Genomic DNA, 24,266 nt, shown 5'->3' on the forward strand with positions numbered 1-24,266 from the left:
TCCTCGCCGCGGCAGGCAGCGCTTCGACCTGGCCGTTGCCGACCAAGCCGAGGACGCCGCTACAGCGGATTGCGTTAAGATCCGAACGCCATTCCGCTGTAGCCTGTTGTTGTAGAACGGCTTCACGCTTCGGGGCGTTCCTTCACGCCCCTCCGCGCTCCGCTCTGGCCGGTCAGGGCCGCTCGTTCGAGAAGACGATGGTCCCGGAGGCGCTGAACATGCCGCCGACACCATGGCAGACCGACACCTTCGCGCCGGGCACCTGCGCCGGCGCGGTGCCGCGCATCTGCCGCACGCTCTCCTGCAGGGCGAACATGCCGTACATGCCGGTGTGAGTGTAGGACAGCCCGCCGCCGGTGGTGTTGAGCGGCAGCTTGCCGCCCGGGCGGGTGTTGCCCTCGCGGATGAAGCCCGCCGCCTCGCCCGGCTTGCAGAAGCCGAGATCCTCCAGCCCGTACAGCGGCAGATGGGCGAAGGCGTCGTAGATCATCATGTGATCCACATCCTTGCGGTCGATGCCGGCCGCCTCGATCGCGGTCGGCCCGGCCACGCGGAAGGCGCGGGAGTAATTGAAGTCCTCCATCTGCGAAACCATGGTGGTCTCGACCGATTCGCCGGTGCCGAGGATGTAGACCGGCTTGGTCGGGAAGTCCTTCGCCCGGTCCGATCTCGTCAGGATCAGCGCGCCGCCGCCATCCGTCACCAGGCAGCATTGCAGGATGCGGAAGGGATAGGCGATCATCCGGCTGCTCAGCACGTCATCAACCGTGATCGGGTCGCGGAACATGGCGCGCGGGTTCTTCGCCGCCCATTCCCGCTGCACCACGGCGACCGTCGCCAGATCCTCATGCGTCACGCCATGGGTCTTCATGTAGCGCAGCACGGGGATCGGGAAGAGCGTCGGCGGGCCGAAGGGGCCGAAGGGCATCTCGAATTGCCCGTTCAGGCTCTCCGGCTCGGCCGGACGGGGCGTCGCGTTGATGCGCGACTTGCCGCTCTCGCCGTGGGTGATGAGGATGGTGTTGGCATAGCCGGCATGGATGGCCGCCGCGGCATGGCGGACATGCAGCATGAAGGAACAGCCGCCAACCCCCGTGCCATCCACCCATTTCGGGGTGATGCCAAGGTAATGCGCGATCTGCTGCGGCATCATCGGGCCGACGCAGGCGACGCCGTCGATGTCCTTCGGCTTCAGCCCGCAATCGGCCATGGCGTTCAGCGCCGCATCGGCATGCAGCATGATCTGCGACATGCCGGGTATGGCGCCGAGCTGGGTCGTCTCGGCGGCGCCGACGATGGCGATCTCTCCGCGTCCGAGCATCACTTGCCTCCCTTGGCGGGACGGAAGAACGGCAGGCTGATCTCCTCATCCATGGCTTCGAAGGTGACCTCAAGCGGCATGTCGAGCACCAGCGCCTCCGGGGTCTGCGGGCAATCGACGATGTTGGTCATCAGCCGCGGACCTTCCTCCAGCTCCACCACCGCAATGGCGTAGGGCGGGGTGAAGCCCGGCACCGGGCGGTGGTGGATGACGTAGCTGTAGAGCGTCGCCTTCCCGCTCGCCTCGAACACCGAGACGTTCCGCGTGCCGGTGTAGGGGCTGAAGGGGCGGGGCGGGAAATAGGCCTTCCCGGTATCGCCGCAGCGCTGCAGCAGCAGCTTTCCCTGCTTGGCGCCATCCCAGAAATGCTTCGTCTCGGGCGTCGGCTTCGGCTTCGCCCGGCCTGGCGCGATCATGCGTCTCCTCCTGCGTGGTCAGATGCGGGCGGAGACTGTCACGGAAGCCGCCGCCGGCCAACTCTCTGGCGGCAAGGAACGATGCTGGCACCACCCGTCGTCATGGCCGGGCTCGACCCAGGGCTTTCCAACCGGCCATGGTCCGCGGATGCGCGGGCCAGGCCCGCGCATGACGGTGGGGAGGGATGGCATCTGCCATTCTCGCAGCTTGCCGGCGGCCGCTACATCGCCGGTTGCCAGCCATCGTGCAGCAGCGTGTAGCCATCGCCGCGCTTGGCCAGATGCAGCAGCCCGGGAAAATGCATGTGCATGCCGGCCACCGCGAGACCATCCGTCGCCACCATGTCGAAGACCCACCGCCGCGTCGCCGCCGCCTGCACCGGATCGACATCGAAGGCCATGGTCACTTCCGGATGCGCCACCTGGATTTCCGGCAGGTGGATGATGTCGCCCCAGATCAGCAGCGACTGCCCGCCGGAGGCAATCATGTAACCGGTATGGCCCGGGGTATGGCCCGGAAAGGGGTTGGCGGTAACGCCGGGGAAGACCTCGCCGCCGCTGAAGGTGCGGGTGCGGGTGCGGTAGGGTGCGACCTGGTCGCGGGATGCCTGGAAATTGCGCTGGCGGCCGACCTCGTCGGATTTCGCCATCGCCGCGTCATCATGCCAATGCGCCAGCTCGGCCTCGTGCAGCACCAGCTCGGCGTTCGGGAAGAGGCGCTTCTCGCCCTCGCTGAGGCCGTTGGAATGGTCCGGGTGCATGTGGGTCAGCAGCACCGTATCGATCTCGCCCGGATCGACGCCGGCGGCGGCGAGGTTGGCGAAGAGCTTGCCGCCGGTCGCTGCCATCGCCGTGCCGCAGCCAGTGTCGACCAGCGCCAGCCGGTCGCCGGAGCGGATCAGGAAGGTGTTCACCGCGGTGCGCCGCGGCACCGGGCGATGGTTCTCGCGCAGGATCCGCACCGCATCCTCGGGTGCGATGTTCTGGATGACGGCCATGGAGCCGTCGAGGTAGCCGTCGCTGATGCTGGTGACGGTGATGTCGCCGATGCGGCGGTGATGCACCGCCGGCACCTGGGCATCCGGATGCTTGGACATGGGTATCCCCCCTTGGGTTCAGGCAGCCGAGCCTATGGCACCGGCGCCGGGGCGGCCAGAGGGGGGCTGCCCGCCGCCTGGATCGCCGCCCAGACCCGCTCCGGCGTCGCCGGCAGGTCGAGGTGCCGCACCCCGAGCGGCCGCAGCGCATCCACCACCGCCCCCAGCACCGCCGGCAGCGCGCCCACCGTGCCCGCCTCCCCGGCGCCCTTCACGCCCAGCGGGTTGGTGGCGGTCGGCACCGGGTTGCTCAGCACCTCCATGGCGCAGAGATCGGCGGCGCGCGGCATCTGGTAATCCATGAAGCTGGCGGTCAGGATCTGGCCGTCCGGGTCGTACCGCACCCATTCGCCGAAGACCTGCCCGAAGCCCTGGGCGATGCCGCCATGGATCTGGCCCTTCAGCAGCATCGGGTTGATCACCGTGCCGACGTCATCGACGACAAGGTAGCTGAGCAGGGTGGTTTCCCCGGTCTCCGGGTCCACCTCCACCTCGCAGATGTGGCAGCCATTGGGGAAGGTGGCGTCGCCGGGGCGGGTGATCAGCAGCGCCGACAGCCCCAGCTCATCGCCCATCGGCAGCGCGCCCGGCACGTAGCTGCGGCGTGCCACCTCCTCGATGCCGATCCCGCGGTCGGTGCCGGCGACGCGGAAGATGCCCTCGGCGAATTCGATATCCTCCTCCGCCGCCTCGATGAAATGCGCGGCGAGGCGCTTGCCGCGGGCGATGATCCGCTCCGCCGCGCCGACCAGCGCGCCGCCGGCGGCCATCATGGAACGCGAGCCGATGGTGCCGCGGCCATGGGTGACGAGGTCGGTGTCGCCGTTGATGAAGCGGATGCGCTCCGGCGGGATGCCGAGCCGGGTGGCGGCGATCTGCCGGAACACCGTCTCATGCCCCTGGCCATGGTTGTGGCTGCCCATCAACAGGGTCACGCTGCCGCCGCTGTCGAAGCGGATCTCGGCGGCTTCCTCCATCGGGCCGCGATGCGGGCCGCCGGCGCTCTCGATGGCATTGGCGATGCCGATGCCGCGCAGCCTGCCGCGCCGGGCCGAGGCCGCGCGCCGCGCCTCGAAGCCAGCCCAATCGGCGGCTTCCAGCGCCAGCGCCATGTTCCGCGGGAAGTCGCCGCTGTCATAGGTGTAGTCGAGCCCGGTGCGGAAAGGCATCGCCTCCGGCCCGATCATGTTGTGCCGGCGCAGCGCGATCCGGTCGATCCCCATCTCATCCGCCGCCAGGTCGATCACCCGCTCGATGGCGTAGATCGCCTCCGGCCGTCCGGCGCCACGATAGGGCGCGGTCGGCTGGGTATGGGTGAAGATGCCGCGCACCTCGGTGCAGATATGCGGCGTTCGGTAGACGCCCGCGAGGCCGCCGACATTGTTGGTGGAGGACACCGGCCCCTGCCAGGCGAGATAGGCACCGAGGTTGCAGAGTGTGTTCACCCGCAGCGCCAGAAACGTGCCGTCCGCCGCCAGCGCCAGCTCGGCGGTGGAGAGGTTGTCGCGCGCATGGGTGTCGGTGAGGAAGCTCTCCGTCCGCGTCGCCGTCCAGCGCACCGGCCGGCCGAGGCGCTTCGCCGCGTGCAGCGCCAGCACATATTCCTGGAAGGGGCTCTCCTTCATGCCGAAACCGCCGCCGACATCGGGGGAAATGATGCGCAGCCGGCTGGAAGGGATGCCGAGGGCGTATTCCGCGATCTCGTTCCGCATCACATGCGGCAGCTGGGTGCCGGTGACCAGGGTGTAGCGGTCCTCGATCGGGTCGTGGCTCGCCAGCGCGTTGCGCGGCTCCATCGGGTTCGCCGAGACGCGGGTGATGCGGAAGTCGAGCCGGGCGACATGCGCGGCGCTCGCGAAGGCGGCCTCAACCGCGGCGGCGTCGCCCAGGCGGAAGACGAAGGATTCATTCTCCGGCGCCAGAGCCGGCCAGACCACCGGCGCGCCGGGCCGCACCGCCTCGCCGATATCGGTCACGGCGGGCAGCGGGTCGTATTCCACCAGTATGGCATCCGCCGCGTCCTGTGCCGCCGCGCGGGTCTCCGCCACCACCGCGGCCACCGCATCGCCGACGTAGCGCACTTCCTCCGCCGCCAGCATCGGCCAAGGCGTCTGCGTCAGCGGCCGGCCATCGCGCCGGTGGCGTGGGGTGACGCAGCGCAGCACGCCGAGTCCCTCCAGATCGGCCGCCGTCAGCACCAGCGCCACATTGGGCATCGTCCGCGCCGCCGCGGCATCGATGCTGCGGATACGCGCCGCCGCATGCGGCGAGCGCAGCACGACGAGATGCGCCGCGCCGAAGGCCGGCACATCATCGACATAGCGTCCGGCGCCACGCAGGAAGCGGGCATCCTCGACCCGCCGCATCGGGCTGCCGATCCTGGTGTGCTTCAAGCCAGCGTCCATGCACATTCCCCCCGCATCGGCACGGAGGATGCGCGGGACCCGCCGGCCTGTCACCTGCGTAGCCGGCCCGGGCGGTATCGTGGCTGTGATCGGCGGGACCCCGGCACGGCTTGCGGCCGGAAGGGGTTTCGGCCTTCCGTCACGCGACCGTCACGGCGATGGAGGCCGCGCCCGATGTCCAACACCCCGACCGGCTTAGGGCGCCGCAGCCTGGTCCTGGCCGCCCTGCTGGCACGCCCTGCCCTGGCACAGGCAAGCGTCGGCCGGGTGGAGGCGGTCCGCGGCGAGGCGGTGGCGGAATCGCCCCGCGGGCGCCGCAGCCTCAGCCCCACGATGCCGGTCTTCACCGGCGAGATCATGGAGACGGCCGAGGAGTCCCGCCTGGTGCTCCGCCTCGGCGCCGATACCGAGCTGCGGCTCGGCGCCGGGGTGCGGCTGCGGCTGGACCGCTTCCTCGCCCGCAGCGGCGGCGTGCTGACCCTGGAACGCGGGCCGATGCTGCTCGACCTGGGGCCGCAGGACCGCGCCGGCGGCACGGCCATCCGCTCCCCCTTCGGGCTGGTCGCGGTGCGCGGCACGCGGGTCTGGGCCGGGCCGAGCAACCGCGTCTTCGGCGTCTTCGTCCTGCGTGGCGCGGTGCTGCTGGTCGCCGCCGACCGTGCGGTCGAGCTGACCGCCGGCCTGGGTTCGGACATCGCCAGCCCGGGCGCGCCACCGACCCCGCCCATCGCCTGGGGCGCGCCACGAATCGCCGCGGCGCTCGCCTCGGTTAACTGAGCGGCGGGACGGTGTAGACCTCGAGCGGCGCCGCCCGGCCGCGCACCGCGAGCGGGCCGAGCGGCACCAGCCGCGCATGGCCGATCCGCGCCGCCGCCACCGGGCCGATGCAGATCGAGGTGCCGAGCTGCTTGTTCGCCGCCTCCAGCCGCGCCGCGGTGTTCATGACATTGCCATGCGCGGTGTAGTCCAGCTTGCCGCTGCCGCCGACATCGCCGACCACCGCCGGCCCAGTCTCCAGCCCGATCCGGGTGCGGCCGAGCCCGAGCTTGCGGCCGAGTGGCGTCGCCCGCTGCGCCTCCGCCGCCGCCAGCAGTGCCACGGCGCAATCGAGCGCCCGGCGCGGATGCGCGGGCAGGTCGAGCGGCGCGTTGAACACCGCATGCACGGCATCGCCAACGATCTTCTCCACCATACCGTCATGCGCGACCACCGTGGCGGTCAGCGCATCGAGATAGCTGTCGAGCAGCGCCACCAGCTCGGCCGGAGCGGCGCGCTCGGTCATGGCGGTGAAGCCCTCGATATCGGTGAAGAGGGCGGTCACCTCGCGCAGTTCGCCATCCAGGCGGATCGCCTCCGGCGCGGCCAGGATGCGCTGCACCACCGCCGGGGCCAGCCGCTGCTCGAACCGCGCCTCCAGCGCCCGGGCGCGGCGCTCGGCGGCGAAATGGGTGGCGACGGCGGCGGCGACATAGCCGATGGCGGCGAGCAGCGGCGGCCCGCCGCCATCCAGCAGCAGGCCGGCGCGGGTCAGCAGCCATGCCGCGGCCACCCAGCCGGCGACGGCGGCACCGGCGATCAGCGCCGCATGGCGCGGGCGGAGCGCCAGCCCGGCCAGCACCACACCGAGCACCAGCGCCACGGTGCCCAACGTCTCGGCGATGACCAGCACCGGCGGCCGGCGTGGCGCCACCCCGCGCAGCACCGCCAGCACCGCATCCGCCTGCAATTGCACCGAGGGCACCGCCATGCCGCGCGCCGCCGGCCGCAGCCCGCCCAGCTCCGGCGCGCTGCCGCCGACCACCACGATGCGCCCGGTGAGACGCGCGGCGAAGCGCTCCGGCTCAGCCAGCAGGGCGGCGGCGGAGAGGCTGCGCGCGGGCCAGCCTGCCGGGTCAGTCGGCAGCAGGCGCAGCGTGGCACCAGGGTCGAGCGGCACGCGCTGCCCGCCGACGACAAGACTCAGCGGATCGGCTTCCAACTGTAGGGCGCCGGCGCCCTCGCGCAGCCGCACCGCCTCCACCGCCAGCCCTGGCCGCGCCACGCCGCCGACCAGGGCAAGCAGCGGCACCCGGCGCACCCGCCCATCGGCATCCGCATCCAGGGTGAGCAGGCCAAGCCCCTCCGCGGCCGCGGCCAACTCGGGGATCGGCCCCTGCACCCCTGGGGCGGTGCCGATCCCCGGCAGCCGCACCATCCCGCGCAGCAGGATCGGCACCGCCGGTAGGCTGGCCTCGGTCGCATGCTGCTCCGGCAGCAGGCCGAGGGCGGTGGGTGCTGCGGCAATGGCCTCGGCGAGGAGGCGGTCGCCATCCTCCAGCGTGGCGGCGAGCCCGGCCAGCTCCTCCCGCCCGGTCAGCGCCGCCAGGCGGCGGGCCAGGGCGGCAGGGGAGAGCCGGTCCGGCTCAGTGACCAACATGTCAAGCGCGACGGCCGCCGGCCTGGCCGCCGCCACCACGCGCAGCAGGGCGGCCAGGCTGGCGCGGCTCCAGGGCCAGGCGCCGATGCGGTCCAGCGCCGCCCGGTCGATATCCACCACCATCACCTGGGCGGCGCCGGCCTCGATTGGGGTGGTGTGGAGAAGGTCGGTGGCGCGCTCGCGCAGCGTGTCGCGGAGGCCGGCGGGCGAGGCGAGCCACAGCCCAAGGCCCAGCCCCGCCGCCAGCCAGGCGAAGCGAGCTGCGGGGCTGGGGCGGAAGGGCGGCATCGGCCGAGGCCTCCTGGCCGCTCATGCGGCGCCGCGGCCGGCGGCTACCGCCTCACCCTGTCGATGGCCCCGGCACCGGGCGGGCCGGGCTGCCGGAACGCCCGCCCCGTGCTCAGTACGGCGTGTCGCCGCAGATGGTGACCCGATGCATGATCCGGGTTTCCGCCGGATAGTCGTTGATGGCGAAATGCTGGGTGCAGCGATTGTCCCAGAAGGCCATGGACCCGGTCTGCCAGCGGAAGCGGCAGGTGAACTCCGGCCGGGTCGAATGCTGCATCAGGAAGTCGATCAACGGCTTGCTCTCGACCTCCGTCATCTCCTCGAAGCGATGCAGATGGCCGCCGACGTAGAGCGCCTTGCGGCCGGTCTCCGGATGGGTGCGGATCAGCGGGTGGGTGGAGATGGTCTGGGTGTCGCCCGGGTCCTTCACCTTCATCGAGATCTTGTCGGCGTAGAACTCCTTGCGGGTCTTGCCGTCGTGGCTGCTGAAATTATCTCCGCGATAGACACCCTTCAGCCCGTCCAGCATCCGCCGCATCCCGGGCGACAGCGATTCATAGGCCAGGTACTGGTTGGTCCACAGCGTATCGCCGCCGGCCGAGGGCACTTCCTTGGCGTAGAGCATGGTGCCCATGGCGGGCTTCGCGGTGAAGGCCTGGTCGGAGTGCCAGGAGCCGCCGAAGTTCTTCTTGTCGGCCGGGGTTTTCTTGATCTCGAGCACCTCGGGGAACTCATCCATCCCGGCCATGTAAGGGTGCAGGTGGATGTCGCCCCAGCGCCGGGCAAAGCCCAGCAGCCGGTCCGGCGTCAGCTGCTGGCCGCGGAAGAACACCACGAGGTTGTCGAGCAGCGCCCGGCGGATCTCGCCCAGCACCTCGTCATCCAGCTCGCGCGAGAGGTCGACGGCATCGATCTCGGCACCGAGCGATCCGGCGATGCGGCTGACCTCGAGGTGGCGGTATTCGCTGTTCCGCAGCTCTGACATTGGCATTTTCCTCCGACGCTCATGGCGCGCGGCCGGCTTGGCGGCCGTCATGCGGATCATGCGCCCGGTCCGAAGCCGGGGTAAAGCCTGACGCGCCACCCCCTCCCCCGACTGATGCCGGCACCCAGGGCGAATGCGGCGGCCCCGGTTGCGGCCCACCGCGTCTGCCCTAGGATCGGCGCCTCGAAGCCGGAGGGTGTCCGCGGGCGGTCGCCCGCGCCGTGCCAGCTTCCGCCTGTGCAACCCAGAGGAGTCCAAGATGGCAGCCCCCCCCTCCGCCCGGCGCGACCGGATCAAGCCGCATTTCGGCAAGCTGGTCGAGATGACCAATGAATACGTCTACGGCGACCTCTGGGAACGCCCGCAGCTTTCGAAGCGCGACCGCAGCATCGTGACCATCGCGGCACTCGTGGCGCTCGGCTGGGAAGATCAGCTCAACAGCCACATCGGCCGCGGCCTCGGCAACGGGCTGACCCAGGAGGAGATCTCCGAGATCATCACCCATCTGTCGATGTACGCCGGCTGGCCAGCAGCGATGACCGCCTCGCATGTCGCGGTGGATGTGTTCGAGTCCAAGAAGGACTGATGCCCGTGGCGCAGGGCGGGCTGCGGATCGGCGAGCCGGGGTGGATCGGTCCGCTCCGGCTGAAGAACCGGCTGATCATGGCGCCGATGGGCACCAATTTCGGCACCGGCGACGGGCTCTCAACGGAGCGCGACCGGCATTACTACGCCCTGCGCGCCGAGGGTGGCGTCGCCGCCATCGTCACCGAGGCGATGGCGGTGAGCGAGGGCGGGCGCGCCCACAACAACTCGCTCTGGATCTACCACGACCGCTTCATTCCCGGCCTCGCGCGGCTGGTCGAGGCGATCAGGCAGCATGACTGCCTGGCGATCGGCCAGCTCAACCATCGCGGCGGGCTGCTGCGGCGCATGGTGCTGAACATGGAGCCGGTGGGCCCCTCCCCCTGGCGCAACCCGAACACCGGCGATGAAGTGCGGGTGCTGCAGGCCGATGAGATCCGCGCCATCCAGCTCGACTTCGTCGCCTCGGCGCGGCGGCTGTGGCAGGCCGGCTACGATGCGGTCGAGCTGCATGCGGCGAATGGCTACCTGTTCCAGCAATTCCTCACGCAGCGAATCAACCATCGCACCGACCAGTATGGCGGCAGCATCGCCAACCGCGCCCGGCTGCTGCTGGAGACGGTGCACCGCATCCGCGACGCGCTGCCGGATTTCCCGCTCTGGGTCCGGCTGTCCTGCACCGAATACTGCGACGATGGCTACCCGATCGAGGATGTCATCGCCGTCGCCCGGATGCTGGAACAGGCCGGCGTCACCGCGCTCGACCTCTCCGGCGGCACCAATGAGAGCCCGGCGCTGTCGCGCTTCTGCATCCAGCCGCCTTCCATGCCGCGCCGCGCCCTGGAGCCGCATGCGCGGCCGATCCGCGCGGCAGTCTCCATCCCCACCATCATTGCCGGCCGGATCCTCTCGCCCGAGGATGCCGAGGCGGTGCTGGAAGCCGGCAGCGCTGACTTCATCTCGCTCGGCCGGGCGCTGACCGCCGATGCCTACTGGCCGCGCAAGGCCTTCGGAAAGTCGCCGGCGCCGATCCGCGGCTGCATCTCCTGCAACGTCTGCTTCGAGCGGCTGACCCTGGAGCGCGACGTCTCCTGCGTCGTGAACCCCATGCTGGGCACCGAATTCGAGGAGCAGGCGCTGGCCGAACCGCAGCCGACCGGCCCCACCGCCTGGCCACGCCCGGCGCCGCGGCGGGTGCTGGTGCTCGGCGGCGGCGTCGGCGGCATCGAGGCGGCAAGGGTTGCGGCGGCGCGCGGCCATCAGGTCGAGGTCTGGGAGAAGGCTGCCCGGCCGGGCGGGCAGATCCACCTTGCGGTCGCCGCGCCTGACAAGGCGGAGGTAGAGCCGGCCTGGGGCTATCGCTGGACCCTGCTGCAATCGCTCGGCGTACCGGTGCGTTGCGGCGTCGACGCCGATGCGACGATGATCCGTGCATTCGCGCCCGACCATATCGTGGTCGCCACCGGCGCACGACCGCGGCCACTCGGCATTCCGGGCGCCACGCCGCTGCAGGCCTGGGATGTTATCGCCGATCCCGCGCTGATCCCCGAGGGTGCGACGGTGGTGGTGGTCGGCGGCGGCATCGTCGGCCTGGAAGTAGCCGACATGCTGATCCTGCGCGGCTGCCGCATCACGGTGCTGGAAGCGATGCCGGCGCTGGCGCCGCAGATGGCGCGCAACAACCGCACCGACCTGCTGCTGCGGCTGGAGCAGGCCGGCGTCCGCTTCCACACCAAGGCGCGGGTCGAGCGCCTCGTCGGCGGGCGGCTGGAGTTCACCGCGGACGGCGCGCCGCATGCGGTGGTGGGCGTGGACCATGTCATCGCCGCCATCGGCGCGCTGCCGAACCGCGAGGTGCTGCCGGCAGTGGAGGCGGCGGGCGTGCCCTATACGCTGGTTGGCGATGCCAACCAGCCGGGCGACTTCCTCTCGGTGCTGCGCGACGGCTTCATGACTGGGCTGGCGGTCGGCTTGCCACATGCGACGGGCGCCGGATAATTGTTACCCTTGCGGTCCGTTGCGCTGCATGGCAGCAGTGGCCCGCTCCCTCAGGGAGGAAGAAACCATGAACTCACCGACATCCGGGAAGAGTGGGAGGCCGTACACCCCCAGGCTCTCCCGCCGCGCCACGCTGCTTGGTGCTCTGGCGCTGCCTGCGGTGGCGCGGGCGCAGGGTTTCCCAACCCGTCCACTGAAGATCGTCGTGCCCTTCCCCGCGGCCGGCGCGGCCGACATCACCGCCCGGCTGCTGGGCGAGAAGATGTCGGCGACCCTCGGCCAGCCGGTGATGATCGAAAACCGTCCGGGCGCTGGCGGCAATATCGCCGCGGAAGCCGTCGCCCGCTCCGCGCCGGATGGCTACAGCCTGTTCCTCGGCGGTGCGACCATCTTCTGCGCGAACAAGTATCTCTACAGCGGCGCCATGCCCTTCGACACGATGCGCGACTTCACCCATGTCTCGCGCGTGTCGGTCGGCAGCACCCTGCTGGTGGTGCGGGCGGACAAGCCATGGCGCGACTTTGCCGGCCTGGTCAAGGCGGCGAAGGAAGCGCCGGGGCGGATCAGCACCGGCAGCTCGGGCATCGGCACCATCAGCCATCTCACCATCTCGAAGCTCGCCAAGGAAGCGAAGATCGAGCTGAACCACGTGCCGTATCGTGGTCTGGCGCCCGGGCTCAACGATCTGCTGGCGGGCAATGTCGACATGCTGTTCGACGGCATGCCGGCGCTGATGCCGCATGTGCGGGAAGGCCGGCTGCGGCCGCTCGCGGTCGGCAGCGCCAAGCGGGTCACCTATGTCCCGGGCATCGAAGCGGTGCCGAGCATGTCCGAGCTGATCCCAGGCACCGACATGGACATGGAGTTCTGGTACTGCATCTCCGCCCCGGCCGGCACGCCGCCGGCGGTGGTCCAGCAGCTGCATGCGGCCACCATCGCCGCGGTGCGCAGCCGCGACTATGGGGAGAAGCTGCTGCCGCTGGGCTTCAGCCCGGTGTCCGACGACAGCCCCGCCGCCTTCACTGAATTCCTCCGCTCACAGGATGCGGTGTGGCGGGATCTGGTCCAGGTCTCGGGCGCTAGGCTGGATTGAGGCGGTGGTCCGGCGGGCCGCCCCCAGTGCCCGCCGGAGCCTTTGAATACGGCATCGTAACGCCGGCGCTTGGCAGCGGAGCCGACGCGGCTTAAACCCTCAAGCAAGGCCTCCTTAGGGTCATACAACTTACAGGGAACGTCAGGGATGCACCGCAGAACCCTTCTTATCGCCGGTGCCGCGGCAATCGCCAGCCCGGCCATCCTCCGGGCTCAGCCGGCTTACCCGTCGCGCCCGGTGCGGCTGATCGTGCCCTGGCCGCCCGGCCAGGCCACCGACCTGATGGCACGGGTGGTCGCGCAGAAGGTTTCCGAGCAATGGGGCCAGCCGGTGGTGCCGGAGAACCGGGCCGGTGCCGGCGGCATGATCGGCACCGATTTCGTCGCCAAGGCGCCGCCGGACGGCTACACCATCCTCGCCGCCTCCACCGGGCCGATCACCACCGCGCCGCTGGTGCAGCGCACTGCCTATGACCCGGAGAAGGATTTCGTACCGGTCGCGATGATCGGCATCTCGCCCTATGTGCTGGTGGTGAACAATAATTTCCCGGCGCAGACGGCCGAGGAGTTCATCGCCAAGGTCCGTGCCTCGCCGGGCAAATACACCTACGCCACCTCGGGCACCGGCGCCGCGGCGCATCTCATCACCCTGATGTTCCTGGCGAAGGCGAAGCTGGACACGGTGCATGTGCCGTTCCAGGGCAGTTCGCCCTCGCTGACCGCGGTGGTGGCCGGGCAGGTGGATTTCGCCATCGAAACCCTGGCCGCGACCGGGCCGCTGTTCCGCCAGAACAGCCTGCGCGCCCTCGGCGTGTCGCTGTCGGGCGGCACTGAGCTGGCGCCGAACCTGACGCCGCTGGCCCGGGTGCCGGGCATCGAAGGCTACAACGTCGGCGCCTTTGGCGGCTACATGATGCCGGCGGCGACGCCGCGGCCGGTCGTCGACAAGCTGGCGGCGGAAACCGCGAAGGCGCTGGCAACACCGGAGGCACGGGAACGCCTCGCCGGCATCGGCATGCAGCCGGACCCGCGCGGCAGCGCCGCCTTCGCCGCATTCCTCAAGACCCATCGCGAGGAATTCCGCGACATCATCCAGACCAACAACATCCGCATCGAGTAGCGCGAAGCGGTAAGTGCGTCCCCCCCTGCGGCACGGGGGGGGGCATTGGCCCTACTCCGCCGCAGCGCGCAGTGGCGCGAGCAGCCGGATCACCTCGGCGACGGGGCGATCCGCCGGGTCGAGGATCGCCGCGGCGATCATCCCGGCCGCCGCGGTGCTGCCGGCATGCGCCAGGCAATCGCCCAGCTTCGCCGCAAGCTCCGCATCCGTCAGCGGCAGGCTCGGCCCGCCGCGCAGCGCCTCCACCCGGCGATGCAGGCTACGGCCATCCTTCAACCGAACGGTGATCTCGGCATAACGCGGGTTCAGCGCGCCGCTGCCCTCGCGCTTCGTGACCATGGGCAGGAAGGCCTGGATCGCCGGGCGCTGGACCGCGGCATCCTCGAAAGCCGGCAGGCCGACGCCGCCATCGGCCAGCGCCGCGGCGACGGCGTATTGCAGGCTGAACTTGCCGGCCAGGCCGGTCTGCGGCCGGTCATGCAGCAGCGGCGTGAAGGCCCGGTTGCTGCCCTCCACCTCCACCGCCGCGACATCGGCCAGGCCGATGCCGGTCTCCGCCTTCAGGTCGAGCAGCCCGTCCAGGGTGCGGTGGGTGGCGTAGCACATCGGGTATTTCTTCACCTCCAGCCCCGCCCGCAGCAGCAGCCGCGGCGTCTCGCCGAGGCCGGCGAAGCCCTGCGCCGGATCCTCGCCCTTGCCGTAGAGGGTGAGGTAGCCGCGCGCCCCGTCCAGCGCCGCCGGCGAGGCATCGAAGCCCTCGCGCGCCAGCAGCACGCATTGCAGGGCGGCGCGGTTGGCGTGCGCCGCCTGGAAGCTCTTCGCGTCGGTGCCGAAATTCTCCCGGCTGCCGGCGGCCTGCGCCACCGCGAGGCCGATGGCATTGACTGTCTGCTCCGCCGCAAGCCCCAGGAGGTTGGCGCAGGCAGCGGTGGCGCCGAGGGTGCCGATGCTGGCGGTGGCGTGCCAGCCGCGGGCATAATGCTCGTCGCCGATCGTCTCGCCGAGCCGCCCCATCACCTCGAAGCCGACCACATAGGCGGCGGCCAGCGCCTGCATCCCCTTCCCTTCCGCCTCGGCCAGGGCGCAGAGCGCCGGCAGCATGGCGACGGAAGGATGGCCACGCAGCGGCGTGGTCACGTCGTCATAATCCAGCACATGGCCGGCGACGCCGTTGACGAAGGCGGCCTGCTCAAGGCCGAGCCGGTCATTGAAGCCCCAGACATGGGCGGCGCCGGGGCCGCTGGTGGCACGGGCGTAGCGGAGCGCCTTCTGCGTCGTCGCCTCCCGCAGCCCGCCAAGGGCGCAGGCGATGGTATCCAGCAGGGCACGGCGGGCGAGATGGGCTTCCTCGGCGGTGAGCGCGGCCGGGCCGAAGCCGGCGACAAAGGCGCCGATGCGTTGGGCAAGCGTCTCGGTCATGGATGTTTCCTCTCCCTTTTCCGGCCGCCCCATCGGGACGAAGGCCGCGGCGCCCGGTCAGACCGGCACCTTCGCTACGTCATAGGTGTAGAGCCGCTCTGTTCGCTCCTGCATCACCGGCAGGCGAATCCGCGGGTAACATAGGCCGCCGCGCCCTCGGCATGCACCAGCTCCTGTTGTGGAGAGGAACCGACCACCACCCACGCCGTGCGGGCAGGACCTTCGGAGCAGTTGCCACCTCACTCGGCCGCCGCGTGCAGCTGGTCCCACCAGGCGCATTCGCCGGCGATCAGACTGTGGTTGCCGGGCAGCACCTGCACCGGCTGGCGCTCTCCGTTGCGGGCGGCTTCGAGCTTCAGCCGCCGCGCCTCCGCCTTCATCTCCGGCGAGCCCCAGGTGCGCTCATGGCCCCAGAGGCTGGGGCCGGAATGCATCTCCACCGGCTGCCAGGTGGCATCATCCACCACCCTGCCGCCCCAGCCGTATTCGATCATGAAGCCGCCCGGGGTGCGGGCGTAGAAGCTGGTCATGAAGTCGTTAGTGTGGCGGCCGAGGGAGGTGGCGATGCGTCCCTCCTCAAGCATCGCCAGGTCGTAGCCCTGGCCGACGTCGTCGAGCTGGAACAGCTCCATCATGATGTGGTGCAGCCCGGCGGTGCCGGTCTCGATCAGCGCCAGCGAATGGTGCCGCGGGTTCACGTGCAGGAAATAGGCGTGGAACGGCCTGGTCACGTAGTCGGAGATGCGGAAGCCGAGCAGGTCGCGGTAGAAGCCGAGCGCCGGCGCCATCTCCGGCACGGTCAGCACCGCATGCCCCATGCCGAGCACGCCGGTGCGGAAGCCGCTGAGGTTGCGGCCGGGCAGGAAGGGCGCGTCGGTGCTCTCGGCGCCATGCACGATCTCGATGCGATTGCCCATCGGGTCCTGGGTCACCACCAGCCCGGCAACCCGGCGCTGCGCCGCCAGCGCCGCATCGCCGTGCACCACACCATGGCCGGCCGCTTCCAGCCGTGCGGCGAGGGTGCCGAGCGTGGCGGCATCAGCGACCTCCCAGCCGAAGAAGCGGGCGCCGTCGTGGTCGGCCGGGGTCACCACCAGCCGCTGCTTGCGGTCATCCATGCGGAAGACGAGCTGCGCGGCGCTGCGCTCCGCCAATTGCAGGCCAAGGAAATCGACGCCGTAGCCCGCCCAGTCCTCCGGCGTCTTCGCCGCGATGCCGACATAGCCCAGGGCCTGGATCGTCATGGGGGTTCCTCCGCTTACGCGCCACGCCGATGTGCTGCCCAGGACGCCCATCCACGCAATCAAGGGGACAGGCAGCCACATGGCCGCTGCGGTCTTATGCGGAAGTGTACGGACAGCGGATGCGGCACGCCAGACCAGAGGGGCGAGCGAAGCCGAACCGGCCGGACAAGCGGGATGCGGCGGATCTCGTGCCCCCCATGCGCTGGCAGCATCGCCCTGCCGCCGGCCCGGACTTGGCGGCTGGCGATGCAGTGTTTGTGATTTGAGAAGGGCCGGATCGTCCTGCCCAATGGAGAGCTATTTATTTCATCCAAACTGTATTTTGACACGGGGTGGGGACATGCCAGAAGTTCCGCAAGTCATCGTCAACGGCATTGGTTTGACCGGCATCGATCTCTCGCAAGGCCTCAGCGTGAGCAATGTGGCCGGGCGTGTGGTGGTCAATGGGCAGGAGGTGCCAGAAGCGAGTGCTGCCAACGGGCTCACCGTGAGTGGAGGGGCCAACATCACCAATGCCAATACCGGCGCGGCCACGAGCAACGGCAATGGCGGCGTCGAGATCAGCGGCATCGCCGTCGGCAGCATCGAAACCGCGGGCAGCCCGGTTATGCTCAACCTCGCGAATACCGAATCCGCCGATGCCAGCAACAGCCTGGCCGTGGAGGCGGCGCCGGCCACGGCGCTCGACATGCTCGTCACGCCCGCCGCCGAGCAGGTTCCGTTGGGCTTCTACAGCCTGCCGGACTTCGGCCCGGACTGGCTGTTCGGCTGACGTGGCCGCAGGCCGCGACGGGTCAATGCACCAGCGACATTTCCGGCATCAGCTCGCTGGCCCGCCAGAACCGGCCGATGCTGTCGAGATGCGCGGCGACCGCTGCCGCATCCATGTCGGCCTGCGGCTCCGGCTCCAGATCGAAATGGTCGTAGCGGTTCTCTCCGCGCACCAGGGTTGCCGATAGCCGGGTCGGGCCGGTGTGGTAGCAGCGCGCCGGGATGTAGCTGATGCCGAGGCCGATGCGGTCATGCGCCGAGCGGTTCGGTGCCGAGCCGTGCAGCACCAGCGTGTCGTGCAGCGAGAATTCACCGGGCTGCAGCGGAATCGGCACGCCGGCTGCGGCATCCACCTCGGCCGCCACCGTCTGGCCGCGGCTGAGCATGATCGCCGGGTCTGGCTTGTCGACATGCGGCAACTGGCCCTGGCGCTGGGTGCCGGGCAGGATGGTGACGCAGCCGCTCTCCGGCGTGCTTGGCGTCAGCGCGACCCAGGCGGTGACATGCTCATGCGGCGCCAGGCCGAAATAGGTGCCGTCCTGGTGCCAGGGCACGAAGGCCTCGCTGCCTGCCGGCTTCCACCAGAGCGTGGTGTGGTAGACTAGGATGTCGGGGCCGACGAGATCCTCCACCGCATCCAGCACCGCCGGGTTGCGCACCATCTCCGCCGCCCAGCGGAACAGCAGATAGGGCTTCATGCGCGAGGAGGCGTAGCGCCGCCCTGGCTGCTTCGGGAAAGCCGCGTCGAAGGCACCGGTGGTGCGCTCCAGCTCCCGCCGCCAATGCTCCGCCTGGACGGCCGGCACCGCACGGAAGGGGGAGGCGTAGCCGTCGTGCCGATAGGCCGCGACCTGCGCATCGTCGAGAAACCTGCCCATGCTCGCTCATCCTTGCGGAACAGTGTCCTGGCACGCAATCAGCTTGCCACCGGCGGTGGCGTGACCCATAGCGCCTTCGCCACCCCGCGCAGTTCGCCATCGGCCCCGAAGATCGCCGTGCCCGCGTGCAGCTTGCGACCTTCCTGGGCGATCTGCCAACCGATCACGACGCAAGGCTCGCCCGGTTCCACGCTGCCCTCCAGCCGCCCGGCGATGCGGCCGAGCAGCATGCGCTGCGGCCCGCCATGCACCGAGAAGGCGAAGGCGCCGGCGCAGTCGAGCGCCGACCACAGGTACTCCGGCGCGATCCGGCGATCCGGCCCGGCGAAGGCGGCATGCGGCGCCCATAGCGCGGCGGACAGGCCGTCCCGCCCCGCCACTTTCCCGGTCAGCACCCGCAACCCGACCCCTTCGTCCCAGGCGGAGCCGCAGACGAAGCAGCGGCCGATGGAATGGCTCAGCGGGCTGGCAAGGAACCAGCGCGTGGCCGCCGCCGCCTCGGCGCGCGAGGGCGGCTCCGGTGGCACCAGATCAAGCTGGGTGGCGCGGGCCTCGGCGATGGTCACCGCCTCGGCATCCACCGCGCGCACCACGCCGGCGTCACGCTCGATGCTCAGCGGCATGTCCAGCGGCCAGCCGCGCCGCAAGGTCACCTCGGCGGGCTGGGTGCCGAGCAGCCCGGCCATGCGGCCGGCGACATAGCCGCCATTGCCGATTCCCTCCGGGCCGCGGAACCGCGCCTCGATACTCACCTGCTCCATGCCTCAACGAGTCTCCGCGGAGGACGAGGTGCCAGGGCCCTCGCCAAGGATGAGCAGCACCGCCGGCCTATCCTGGACGCCGTCGTGGTGGATGCCGCGAGCGAAATGGGTGACGCCGCTGCCAGCCGGTGCCGGCACCGTCGAATCCGGGTCTGACTTCCGGCCGCTGCCCATCCACCAGGTGCCGGAGAGCATGGCGATGAAGCCGTCGTTGGGGTGGAAATGCGGCCGGGTCACATGGCCGGGCAGCCAGCGCGGCATCACCGCATGAAAGCCGGGCTTCGCGGAATCACCGACCAGCACCGCCTGCTGATTGCCGTCGCGGATGACGGGGCCCCAGGGGATCTGCTCAGGCCGCTCAAGTGCGATGGCGCGGGGATCGACCTCGGCGGCGTGCGCCGGCGCCATCAGGGCGACGGCAAGGCCGCAGGCAATGCTGGCACGGCGAAGGGGTGAGGGCATGGCTGATCCTCCCATGGTTGGATCGAGCTTGGCCCGGGGCCCCGGCCGCTCCGGCACGCGGCTCACTGCAGCGCCTTCGACGCCTTTTCGAAGCTGCCCTTGGAGAGGTTCGGCGTGTCGAGCACCCGCTGCAGCTCACGTCGCATCAGCGCCCCTCGCTCCACCCACTGGCGCCGCCATAGGCCGAGCGGGCCGATCAGCCGCGCCGCGGTCTGGCCGTTGATCGGGTCGAGCGCAATGACCGCATCCGCCAGGAAGCGATAGCCCTCCCCCGAACTGTCGTGGAAATGCAGCGGATTGCCGCTGGCGAAGGCGCCAATCAGTGCGCGGGCGCGGTTCGGGTTCTTCAGGTCGAAATCCGGATGCGCATAGAGCGCCCGCACCGCGGCGATGGTCCCCGGGCGCGACGACATCGCCTGGATGGAGAACCATTTGTCGAGCACCAGATCGTCGCCGCGCCACTTCGCATGGAACTCGGCCAGCCCAGCCTCGCGCGCCGGCGTCTCGGCATCCGCGAGCAGGGCCAGGGCGGCGAGCTGGTCGGTCATGTTGGTCGCTGCCCGGTACTGCGCGGCGGCCAGGGCCACCCCATCCTCCCCGGCGGCGGCGAGGTAGGCGAGACAGGCATTGCGCAGGCTGCGCCGGCCGATGCTGCGGCCATCGATGCGGTAGGGGCCGGTCTCGGTCAGCGCCTGATAGGTGGCAAGCAGCGCGGCGCCGCAGTGCGTGCCGATCTGCCGGCGGAGATGGCGGCGGACCTGGTGGATCGCCTCCGGGTCGGCGACCTCCATCTGGTCGGCGAGGAAGCCCTCGCCCGGCAGCACCAACGCCTCGGCGGCGAAGGCGGGGTCGGCATCGGCGCTGGCCAGGGTATTCGCCACCGCATCGGCCAGCGCGGGAGCGAAGCCCGGCGCCTCGCCACGCTGCACCCGTGCAACCTGCTCCAGCATGAAGGCGGCGGCGTATTGCTGTCCGCTGTCCCAGCGCACGAAGGGGTCGCTGTCATGCACCGCGAGGAAGCGCAGCCGTTCCTGCGGCACGCCCTTCAGCCGCACCGGGGCTGAGAAGCCGCGCAGCAGGGAGGGCACCGGCGGGGCCGGGACGTCCTCGAAGACGAAATCCTGCACGGCGCCGTCCAGCAGCAGCACGCGGGTGCCGGGCTGCGCCGCATTCTCGCCGGCGAGCCGCGTCGGCAGCGCGGCGCCGGTATCATCCAGCAGCCCCATCGCCACTGGAATCGGCAGCGGCTGCTTCTCCACCTGGCCCGGGGTCGGCGGCGTGCGCTGGCGGAGCGTCAGCGTGTAGCGACGGGTCGCGGGATCGTAGCTGTCCTCGACGGTCAGCTCCGGCGTGCCGGCCTGGTCGTACCAGCGCATGAAGGGCGTGAGGTCGGTGCCGGAGGCATCCTGCATCGCGCCGACGAAATCCTCAATGGTCACCGCCTGGTTGTCGTTGCGGCTGATGTAGAGGTCCATGCCGCGGCGGAAGGCAACGGGACCGATCCGGGTGTGCAGCAGCCGCACCACCTCGGCGCCCTTCTGGTAGACCGTGGGCGTGTAGAAATTATCGATCTCGATGTAGCTGTCCGGCCGCACCGGATGCGCCATGGGCCCGGCATCCTCGGGGAATTGCGCCGCCCGCAGCCCGCGCACGTCGCGGATGCGCTTCACCGCGCGGCTTCCCTGATCGGCGGTGAACTCCTGGTCGCGGAAGACCGTGAGCCCTTCCTTCAGGCTGAGCTGGAACCAGTCGCGGCAGGTGACGCGGTTGCCGGTCCAGTTGTGGAAATACTCATGCGCGATGACGGTCTCAATGCCCTGCCAGTCGCCATCCGTCGCGGTTTCCGGGCTGGCCAGGACGTATTTGGTGTTGAAGACGTTGAGCCCCTTGTTCTCCATCGCCCCCATGTTGAAGTCGGAGACGGCGGCGATGTTGAAGACATCGAGGTCGTACTCCAGCCCGAAGACTTCCTCGTCCCACTTCATCGAGCGGATCAGGCTGTCCATCGCATGGCCGCAGCGCGTCTCGTCGCCGCGCCGCACCCAGATGTTCAGCGCCACCTTGCGGCCGGAGCGGGTGGTGAAGCTGTCGGGGACGTTCACCAGGTCGCCGGCGACCAGGGCAAACAGGTAGCTCGGCTTCGGATGCGGATCGACCCACCGGGCCCAGTGGCGCCCCTCCCCGGCATCGCCGCTGCCATCCGGATTGCCGTTGGAGAGCAGTACCGGCACGCGGGCGCGATCGGCGGTGATGGTCACGCTGTAGCGCGACATCACATCGGGCCGGTCGGGGAAGAAGGTGATGCGGCGGAAGCCCTCGGCCTCGCATTGGGTGTAGAAATTGCCCCCGGAGGTATAGAGGCCGGAGAGTGCGGTATTGCGCTCCGGCGCGATACGGACGCTGGTTTCCAGAATGCCCGCATCCGGCGCGTCGGTGATGGTCAGCGACCCGTCGGCGCCAAGCTGTCGCCGCGATTCCGGCAGCGCCTCGCCGTCCAGCCGGGCCTCGAGGAGCGTGAGGCCCTCGCCATCCAGCCGCAGCGGCGCATCCGCCGCCGCCGCCGGGTTGCGGCGGAATGCCAGCCGGCTGCGTACGATGGTCGCCATAGGGTCGAGGGCGAAATCCAGATCGACGGTATCGATCAGGAAGGCCGGCGGCGCGTAATCGCCGCGGCGGATGGTCTTCGGGCTGTCGGGCATTCGGGTCACGCCTGGAAACGGGTCAGCACATTCTCGAGCATGCGGGAGATCGGGTTCGCATAGCCATTGTGCGAGAGGCTGCCACAGAAGGTGATGGAGCCGGTGGAGAAGACCGCGCCGCCGTTGCGCGTCTCGAAATAGACGATCTCCGCGCGGATCAGGGCTTCCGGCGACTCGCCGGTCACCGTGGTGACATGGGTCAGCAGTTCCTCCGGCACCGTCACGAAATGCTCCTGGTGGCCTTCGCTGCGGGCCAGGATGACGGTGTTGGGCGGGGTGCCGAGCAGCGGGTCGGCCCGGTCCAGCTCGAAGCCCGCGGCGCCGCCGCCCGAAAGGCCAAAGCCGCCGAAAGCCTCGCCCGGGGCGATGCCGGTGCCTTCCATGATCCAGGCGACGCGCGGGTCGGTGGCGCCCGGCAGCAGCCGGTAATGGCTGCCCTCGAATTTCCCCTGGCCGCTGAAGCCGACACCGCAGAGCAGCTGCGGCGGCCTGCCGTTGCGCCGCCACAGGCCGCCCAGCGTGCCGTCGAGCTGGTTGAAATATTCGCCGGTCTCCGCCGCCCAGGCGCGGATGCCGCCCTCGGCCCGGCGGATCTCCAGCAGATGCGGCCGTTCCTTGCGCCGCGCCACCTTCCAGTAGAAGCCATTGCCGCCGAGATAGGCCAGCCTTCCGCCGTCATTCACGAAGCTCTGCAGCGCATCCAGCGTGCCCGGCGTGTGGTATTCGGGATGCGAGCCGGTGACGACGCAGCGGTAGCGCGACAGCAGCGCGACGCCCTCCTCGTCCAGATCCTCATCGGTGATGACGTCGAATTCGATGCCCTTCTCCTCCAGCCAATCGGTCAGATGGCTGTCGGCCGGCAGGTGGCGCAGGCCGGAGCCCTTGTCATCCGGCACCGCCAGGAAGCCCGGCCGCATGTTCATGATCGGCCGCAGCCGCGAGGAAAAATGGATCCCCGAACCGTCCGGGTGGTTGTTGTAGGTGGAAAGCCCGTAGTCGCGCTCAAGGTTGCCGCAATAGGGATAGGCACCCCAGGCGCGACGCTTCTGCAGCTGCGTCTCGGGGAACTCCGACCGGCGGTAGTTGGCGTAGACCTGGCAGGTGAAGGTGTTGGCGAGGTAGGCAATCTTCGCCCGCGCCACGCCCTTCGGCGGCAGCACGAAAAACGGGATCATGTCCCAATGCTCGCCGGCGCGCAGGCGCACGGCGTAGACGCCGCTCGGCATGTCCTCGGGGATGGGCACGCTGAAGTCGGTGGCCCAGCGGCAATCCTCCAGGTCGTCCTCGTGGAAATGCACCGCGGCGTAATGGCGCGGGGCGTGGTGCCAGGCGTGCTCGGCGCCGGTCCAGCGGCTGCCCTTCACTGCGCGCGCCGGCATGTTCACCAGCGTGCCATGCAGCGCGGCGGGACCGCGATCGTGGATCGCCTCACCCTCCTGCCCCACGGACAGATCCCACCAGGCGGCGACGCGGCCGGAGGCGAGCAGGGCTTCCGGATGCTCCAAGGTGACGCGCGGCGTGCCGCGCAGCAGCAGAGGGTCCTCAATGCGGCCGTTGAAATGCGCGCTGGCATCGGGCGCGGCGGCGAGGCTGAGCGCATAGGCGCCGCTCCAATCTGCGATCGGCAGCGCCGCCTCGGCGGCGCCGCTGTCGGCGGCGCCCCAGCTGATCTGCAGCGCTGTCTGCCGCAGGGTCAACCGGCCTTCCCCGATGGTGACGGCAAGCTCGTACCAGCGCTGGTCGAGCGGCGGGGCGCCGCTGGCGACGCTGACGCCCTGGCCATCGACCATCGCCTCGGCGGTGATACCGCCGGTATCGGCCCGCAGCACCAGGCTGCGCCCGGCGCCGGTCAGCGCCAGCAGCACCTGCGGCCGGTCCGTCCCGCGCAGCTTCCGCGGCTGCACCCGCAGCAGCAGGGTGAAGGCATCGCCGAGATCGAGCCGGCCCTCCGCCCGCCCGTAGGACCCGCGTGGGACCGGCTTGGCGACGGAGGGGTAGTCGCCCGCCCAGGGCGCCGGCACGGGAATGAGCTTCATCCCCGGTCCATCGGGGTTGGGGTCGGCGTGACGGACGCGCACCAGATCGGCGGCATAGGGCTGCGCGAGCTGGGAGGACACCTTGACCTCCAGCCGCTCCCCCGGCCGGGCGGAGAAACGGTCCAGATATCCGATCAGCGGCACCACCATTGCGCTATCCCCCTGCAGCCCAGGCGCCAGCCTGCCATGCATCGGCGCTGGCGCAAGCGGGGATTGCGGCCCGCGGGCTTGCCGGACGCGTGGTGCCGGCGCGAAGCTGCGGCGGAATGAGGG

19 protein-coding genes are annotated in these 24,266 nt (G+C 70.3%); 6 read left to right on the top strand and 13 right to left on the bottom strand.

The features are described from left to right. Window positions 1-172: 172 nt before the first annotated feature. From H7965_RS10975 to H7965_RS10990, 4 genes are all read right to left on the bottom strand, one after another. Window positions 173-1,321, bottom strand: coding sequence for a thiolase C-terminal domain-containing protein (locus H7965_RS10975; protein ID WP_186770620.1), 1,149 nt, complete (start codon window positions 1,319-1,321; stop codon window positions 173-175). Continuing rightward, complete coding sequence (locus tag H7965_RS10980; RefSeq protein WP_186770621.1) at window positions 1,321-1,737, bottom strand: Zn-ribbon domain-containing OB-fold protein; 417 nt, start codon at window positions 1,735-1,737, stop codon at window positions 1,321-1,323. The genes H7965_RS10975 and H7965_RS10980 overlap by 1 nt, the downstream gene beginning before the upstream one ends. Before the next feature lie 221 nt (window positions 1,738-1,958). Beyond that, entirely contained in the window at window positions 1,959-2,834 is an 876-nt protein-coding gene (locus H7965_RS10985) for an MBL fold metallo-hydrolase (RefSeq protein WP_186770622.1), read from the bottom strand. A gap of 32 nt (window positions 2,835-2,866) precedes the next feature. Continuing rightward, window positions 2,867-5,239 carry a xanthine dehydrogenase family protein molybdopterin-binding subunit gene (locus tag H7965_RS10990; protein WP_186770623.1) on the bottom strand — a complete coding sequence of 791 codons (2,373 nt, stop codon included), beginning with the start codon at window positions 5,237-5,239 and terminating at the stop codon, window positions 2,867-2,869. 174 nt (window positions 5,240-5,413) lie between these two features. Between H7965_RS10990 and H7965_RS10995 the strand changes: the two genes are divergently transcribed. Next, window positions 5,414-6,016, top strand: a complete 603-nt coding sequence (locus H7965_RS10995; RefSeq protein ID WP_186770624.1) for a FecR domain-containing protein — start codon at window positions 5,414-5,416, stop codon at window positions 6,014-6,016. On the opposite strand, the gene H7965_RS11000 is transcribed toward H7965_RS10995, so the two are convergent. Both H7965_RS11000 and H7965_RS11005 read right to left on the bottom strand, forming a co-directional pair. Then, window positions 6,009-7,943, bottom strand: coding sequence for an adenylate/guanylate cyclase domain-containing protein (locus H7965_RS11000; RefSeq protein WP_186770625.1), 1,935 nt, complete (start codon window positions 7,941-7,943; stop codon window positions 6,009-6,011). The two genes, H7965_RS10995 and H7965_RS11000, sit on opposite strands and share 8 nt — an antisense overlap. A gap of 112 nt (window positions 7,944-8,055) precedes the next feature. Beyond that, window positions 8,056-8,928: a TauD/TfdA dioxygenase family protein gene (locus tag H7965_RS11005; protein WP_229682579.1), complete on the bottom strand. Its 873-nt coding sequence runs from the start codon at window positions 8,926-8,928 to the stop codon at window positions 8,056-8,058. A gap of 259 nt (window positions 8,929-9,187) precedes the next feature. Here H7965_RS11005 and H7965_RS11010 point away from each other — a divergent pair, with 259 nt between their 5' ends. From H7965_RS11010 to H7965_RS11025, 4 genes are all read left to right on the top strand, one after another. Then, complete coding sequence (locus H7965_RS11010; RefSeq protein ID WP_186770627.1) at window positions 9,188-9,514, top strand: carboxymuconolactone decarboxylase family protein; 327 nt, start codon at window positions 9,188-9,190, stop codon at window positions 9,512-9,514. Further along, the gene (locus H7965_RS11015; RefSeq protein ID WP_186770628.1) at window positions 9,514-11,511 is read left to right on the top strand and encodes an oxidoreductase; all 1,998 of its coding nucleotides are present in this window, start codon (window positions 9,514-9,516) and stop codon (window positions 11,509-11,511) included. The genes H7965_RS11010 and H7965_RS11015 overlap by 1 nt, the downstream gene beginning before the upstream one ends. A 67-nt stretch (window positions 11,512-11,578) precedes the next feature. After that, window positions 11,579-12,604: a Bug family tripartite tricarboxylate transporter substrate binding protein gene (locus H7965_RS11020; protein WP_186770629.1), complete on the top strand. Its 1,026-nt coding sequence runs from the start codon at window positions 11,579-11,581 to the stop codon at window positions 12,602-12,604. 147 nt (window positions 12,605-12,751) lie between these two features. Beyond that, window positions 12,752-13,723: a Bug family tripartite tricarboxylate transporter substrate binding protein gene (locus H7965_RS11025; RefSeq protein ID WP_186770630.1), complete on the top strand. Its 972-nt coding sequence runs from the start codon at window positions 12,752-12,754 to the stop codon at window positions 13,721-13,723. Between the two features lie 51 nt (window positions 13,724-13,774). On the opposite strand, the gene H7965_RS11030 is transcribed toward H7965_RS11025, so the two are convergent. Together H7965_RS11030 and H7965_RS11035 are read right to left on the bottom strand one after the other, a co-directional pair. Continuing rightward, window positions 13,775-15,142 (bottom strand): MmgE/PrpD family protein, encoded by a 1,368-nt coding sequence (locus tag H7965_RS11030; protein ID WP_186770631.1) that lies wholly within the window; start codon window positions 15,140-15,142, stop codon window positions 13,775-13,777. A 239-nt stretch (window positions 15,143-15,381) separates the two neighbouring features. Further along, a complete protein-coding gene (locus tag H7965_RS11035) occupies window positions 15,382-16,386 on the bottom strand; it encodes a VOC family protein (protein WP_186770632.1) in 1,005 nt (334 codons plus the stop codon). Between the two features lie 340 nt (window positions 16,387-16,726). Between H7965_RS11035 and H7965_RS11040 the strand changes: the two genes are divergently transcribed. Then, on the top strand, window positions 16,727-17,158 hold the full coding sequence (locus tag H7965_RS11040; protein WP_186770633.1) for a hypothetical protein: 432 nt from the start codon (window positions 16,727-16,729) through the stop codon (window positions 17,156-17,158). 22 nt (window positions 17,159-17,180) lie between these two features. Here the strand turns inward: H7965_RS11040 and H7965_RS11045 are convergent, their stop codons facing one another. The 5 genes from H7965_RS11045 to H7965_RS11065 all read right to left on the bottom strand — a co-directional run bounded on the left by H7965_RS11045 (window position 17,181) and on the right by H7965_RS11065 (window position 24,143). After that, window positions 17,181-18,035, bottom strand: coding sequence for a phytanoyl-CoA dioxygenase family protein (locus H7965_RS11045; protein ID WP_186770634.1), 855 nt, complete (start codon window positions 18,033-18,035; stop codon window positions 17,181-17,183). A 38-nt stretch (window positions 18,036-18,073) separates the two neighbouring features. Beyond that, window positions 18,074-18,796 (bottom strand): hypothetical protein, encoded by a 723-nt coding sequence (locus H7965_RS11050; RefSeq protein ID WP_186770635.1) that lies wholly within the window; start codon window positions 18,794-18,796, stop codon window positions 18,074-18,076. Between the two features lie 3 nt (window positions 18,797-18,799). Next, window positions 18,800-19,258: a cupin domain-containing protein gene (locus H7965_RS11055; protein ID WP_186770636.1), complete on the bottom strand. Its 459-nt coding sequence runs from the start codon at window positions 19,256-19,258 to the stop codon at window positions 18,800-18,802. A gap of 62 nt (window positions 19,259-19,320) precedes the next feature. Further along, window positions 19,321-21,957, bottom strand: a complete 2,637-nt coding sequence (pepN, locus tag H7965_RS11060; protein ID WP_186770637.1) for an aminopeptidase N — start codon at window positions 21,955-21,957, stop codon at window positions 19,321-19,323. Window positions 21,958-21,962: 5 nt separating this feature from the next. Next, entirely contained in the window at window positions 21,963-24,143 is a 2,181-nt protein-coding gene (locus H7965_RS11065) for a LamG domain-containing protein (protein ID WP_222440566.1), read from the bottom strand. Between the last annotated feature and the right edge of the window lie 123 nt (window positions 24,144-24,266).

This window comes from Siccirubricoccus deserti (assembly GCF_014283215.1).
GTDB lineage: Bacteria > Pseudomonadota > Alphaproteobacteria > Acetobacterales > Acetobacteraceae > Siccirubricoccus > Siccirubricoccus deserti.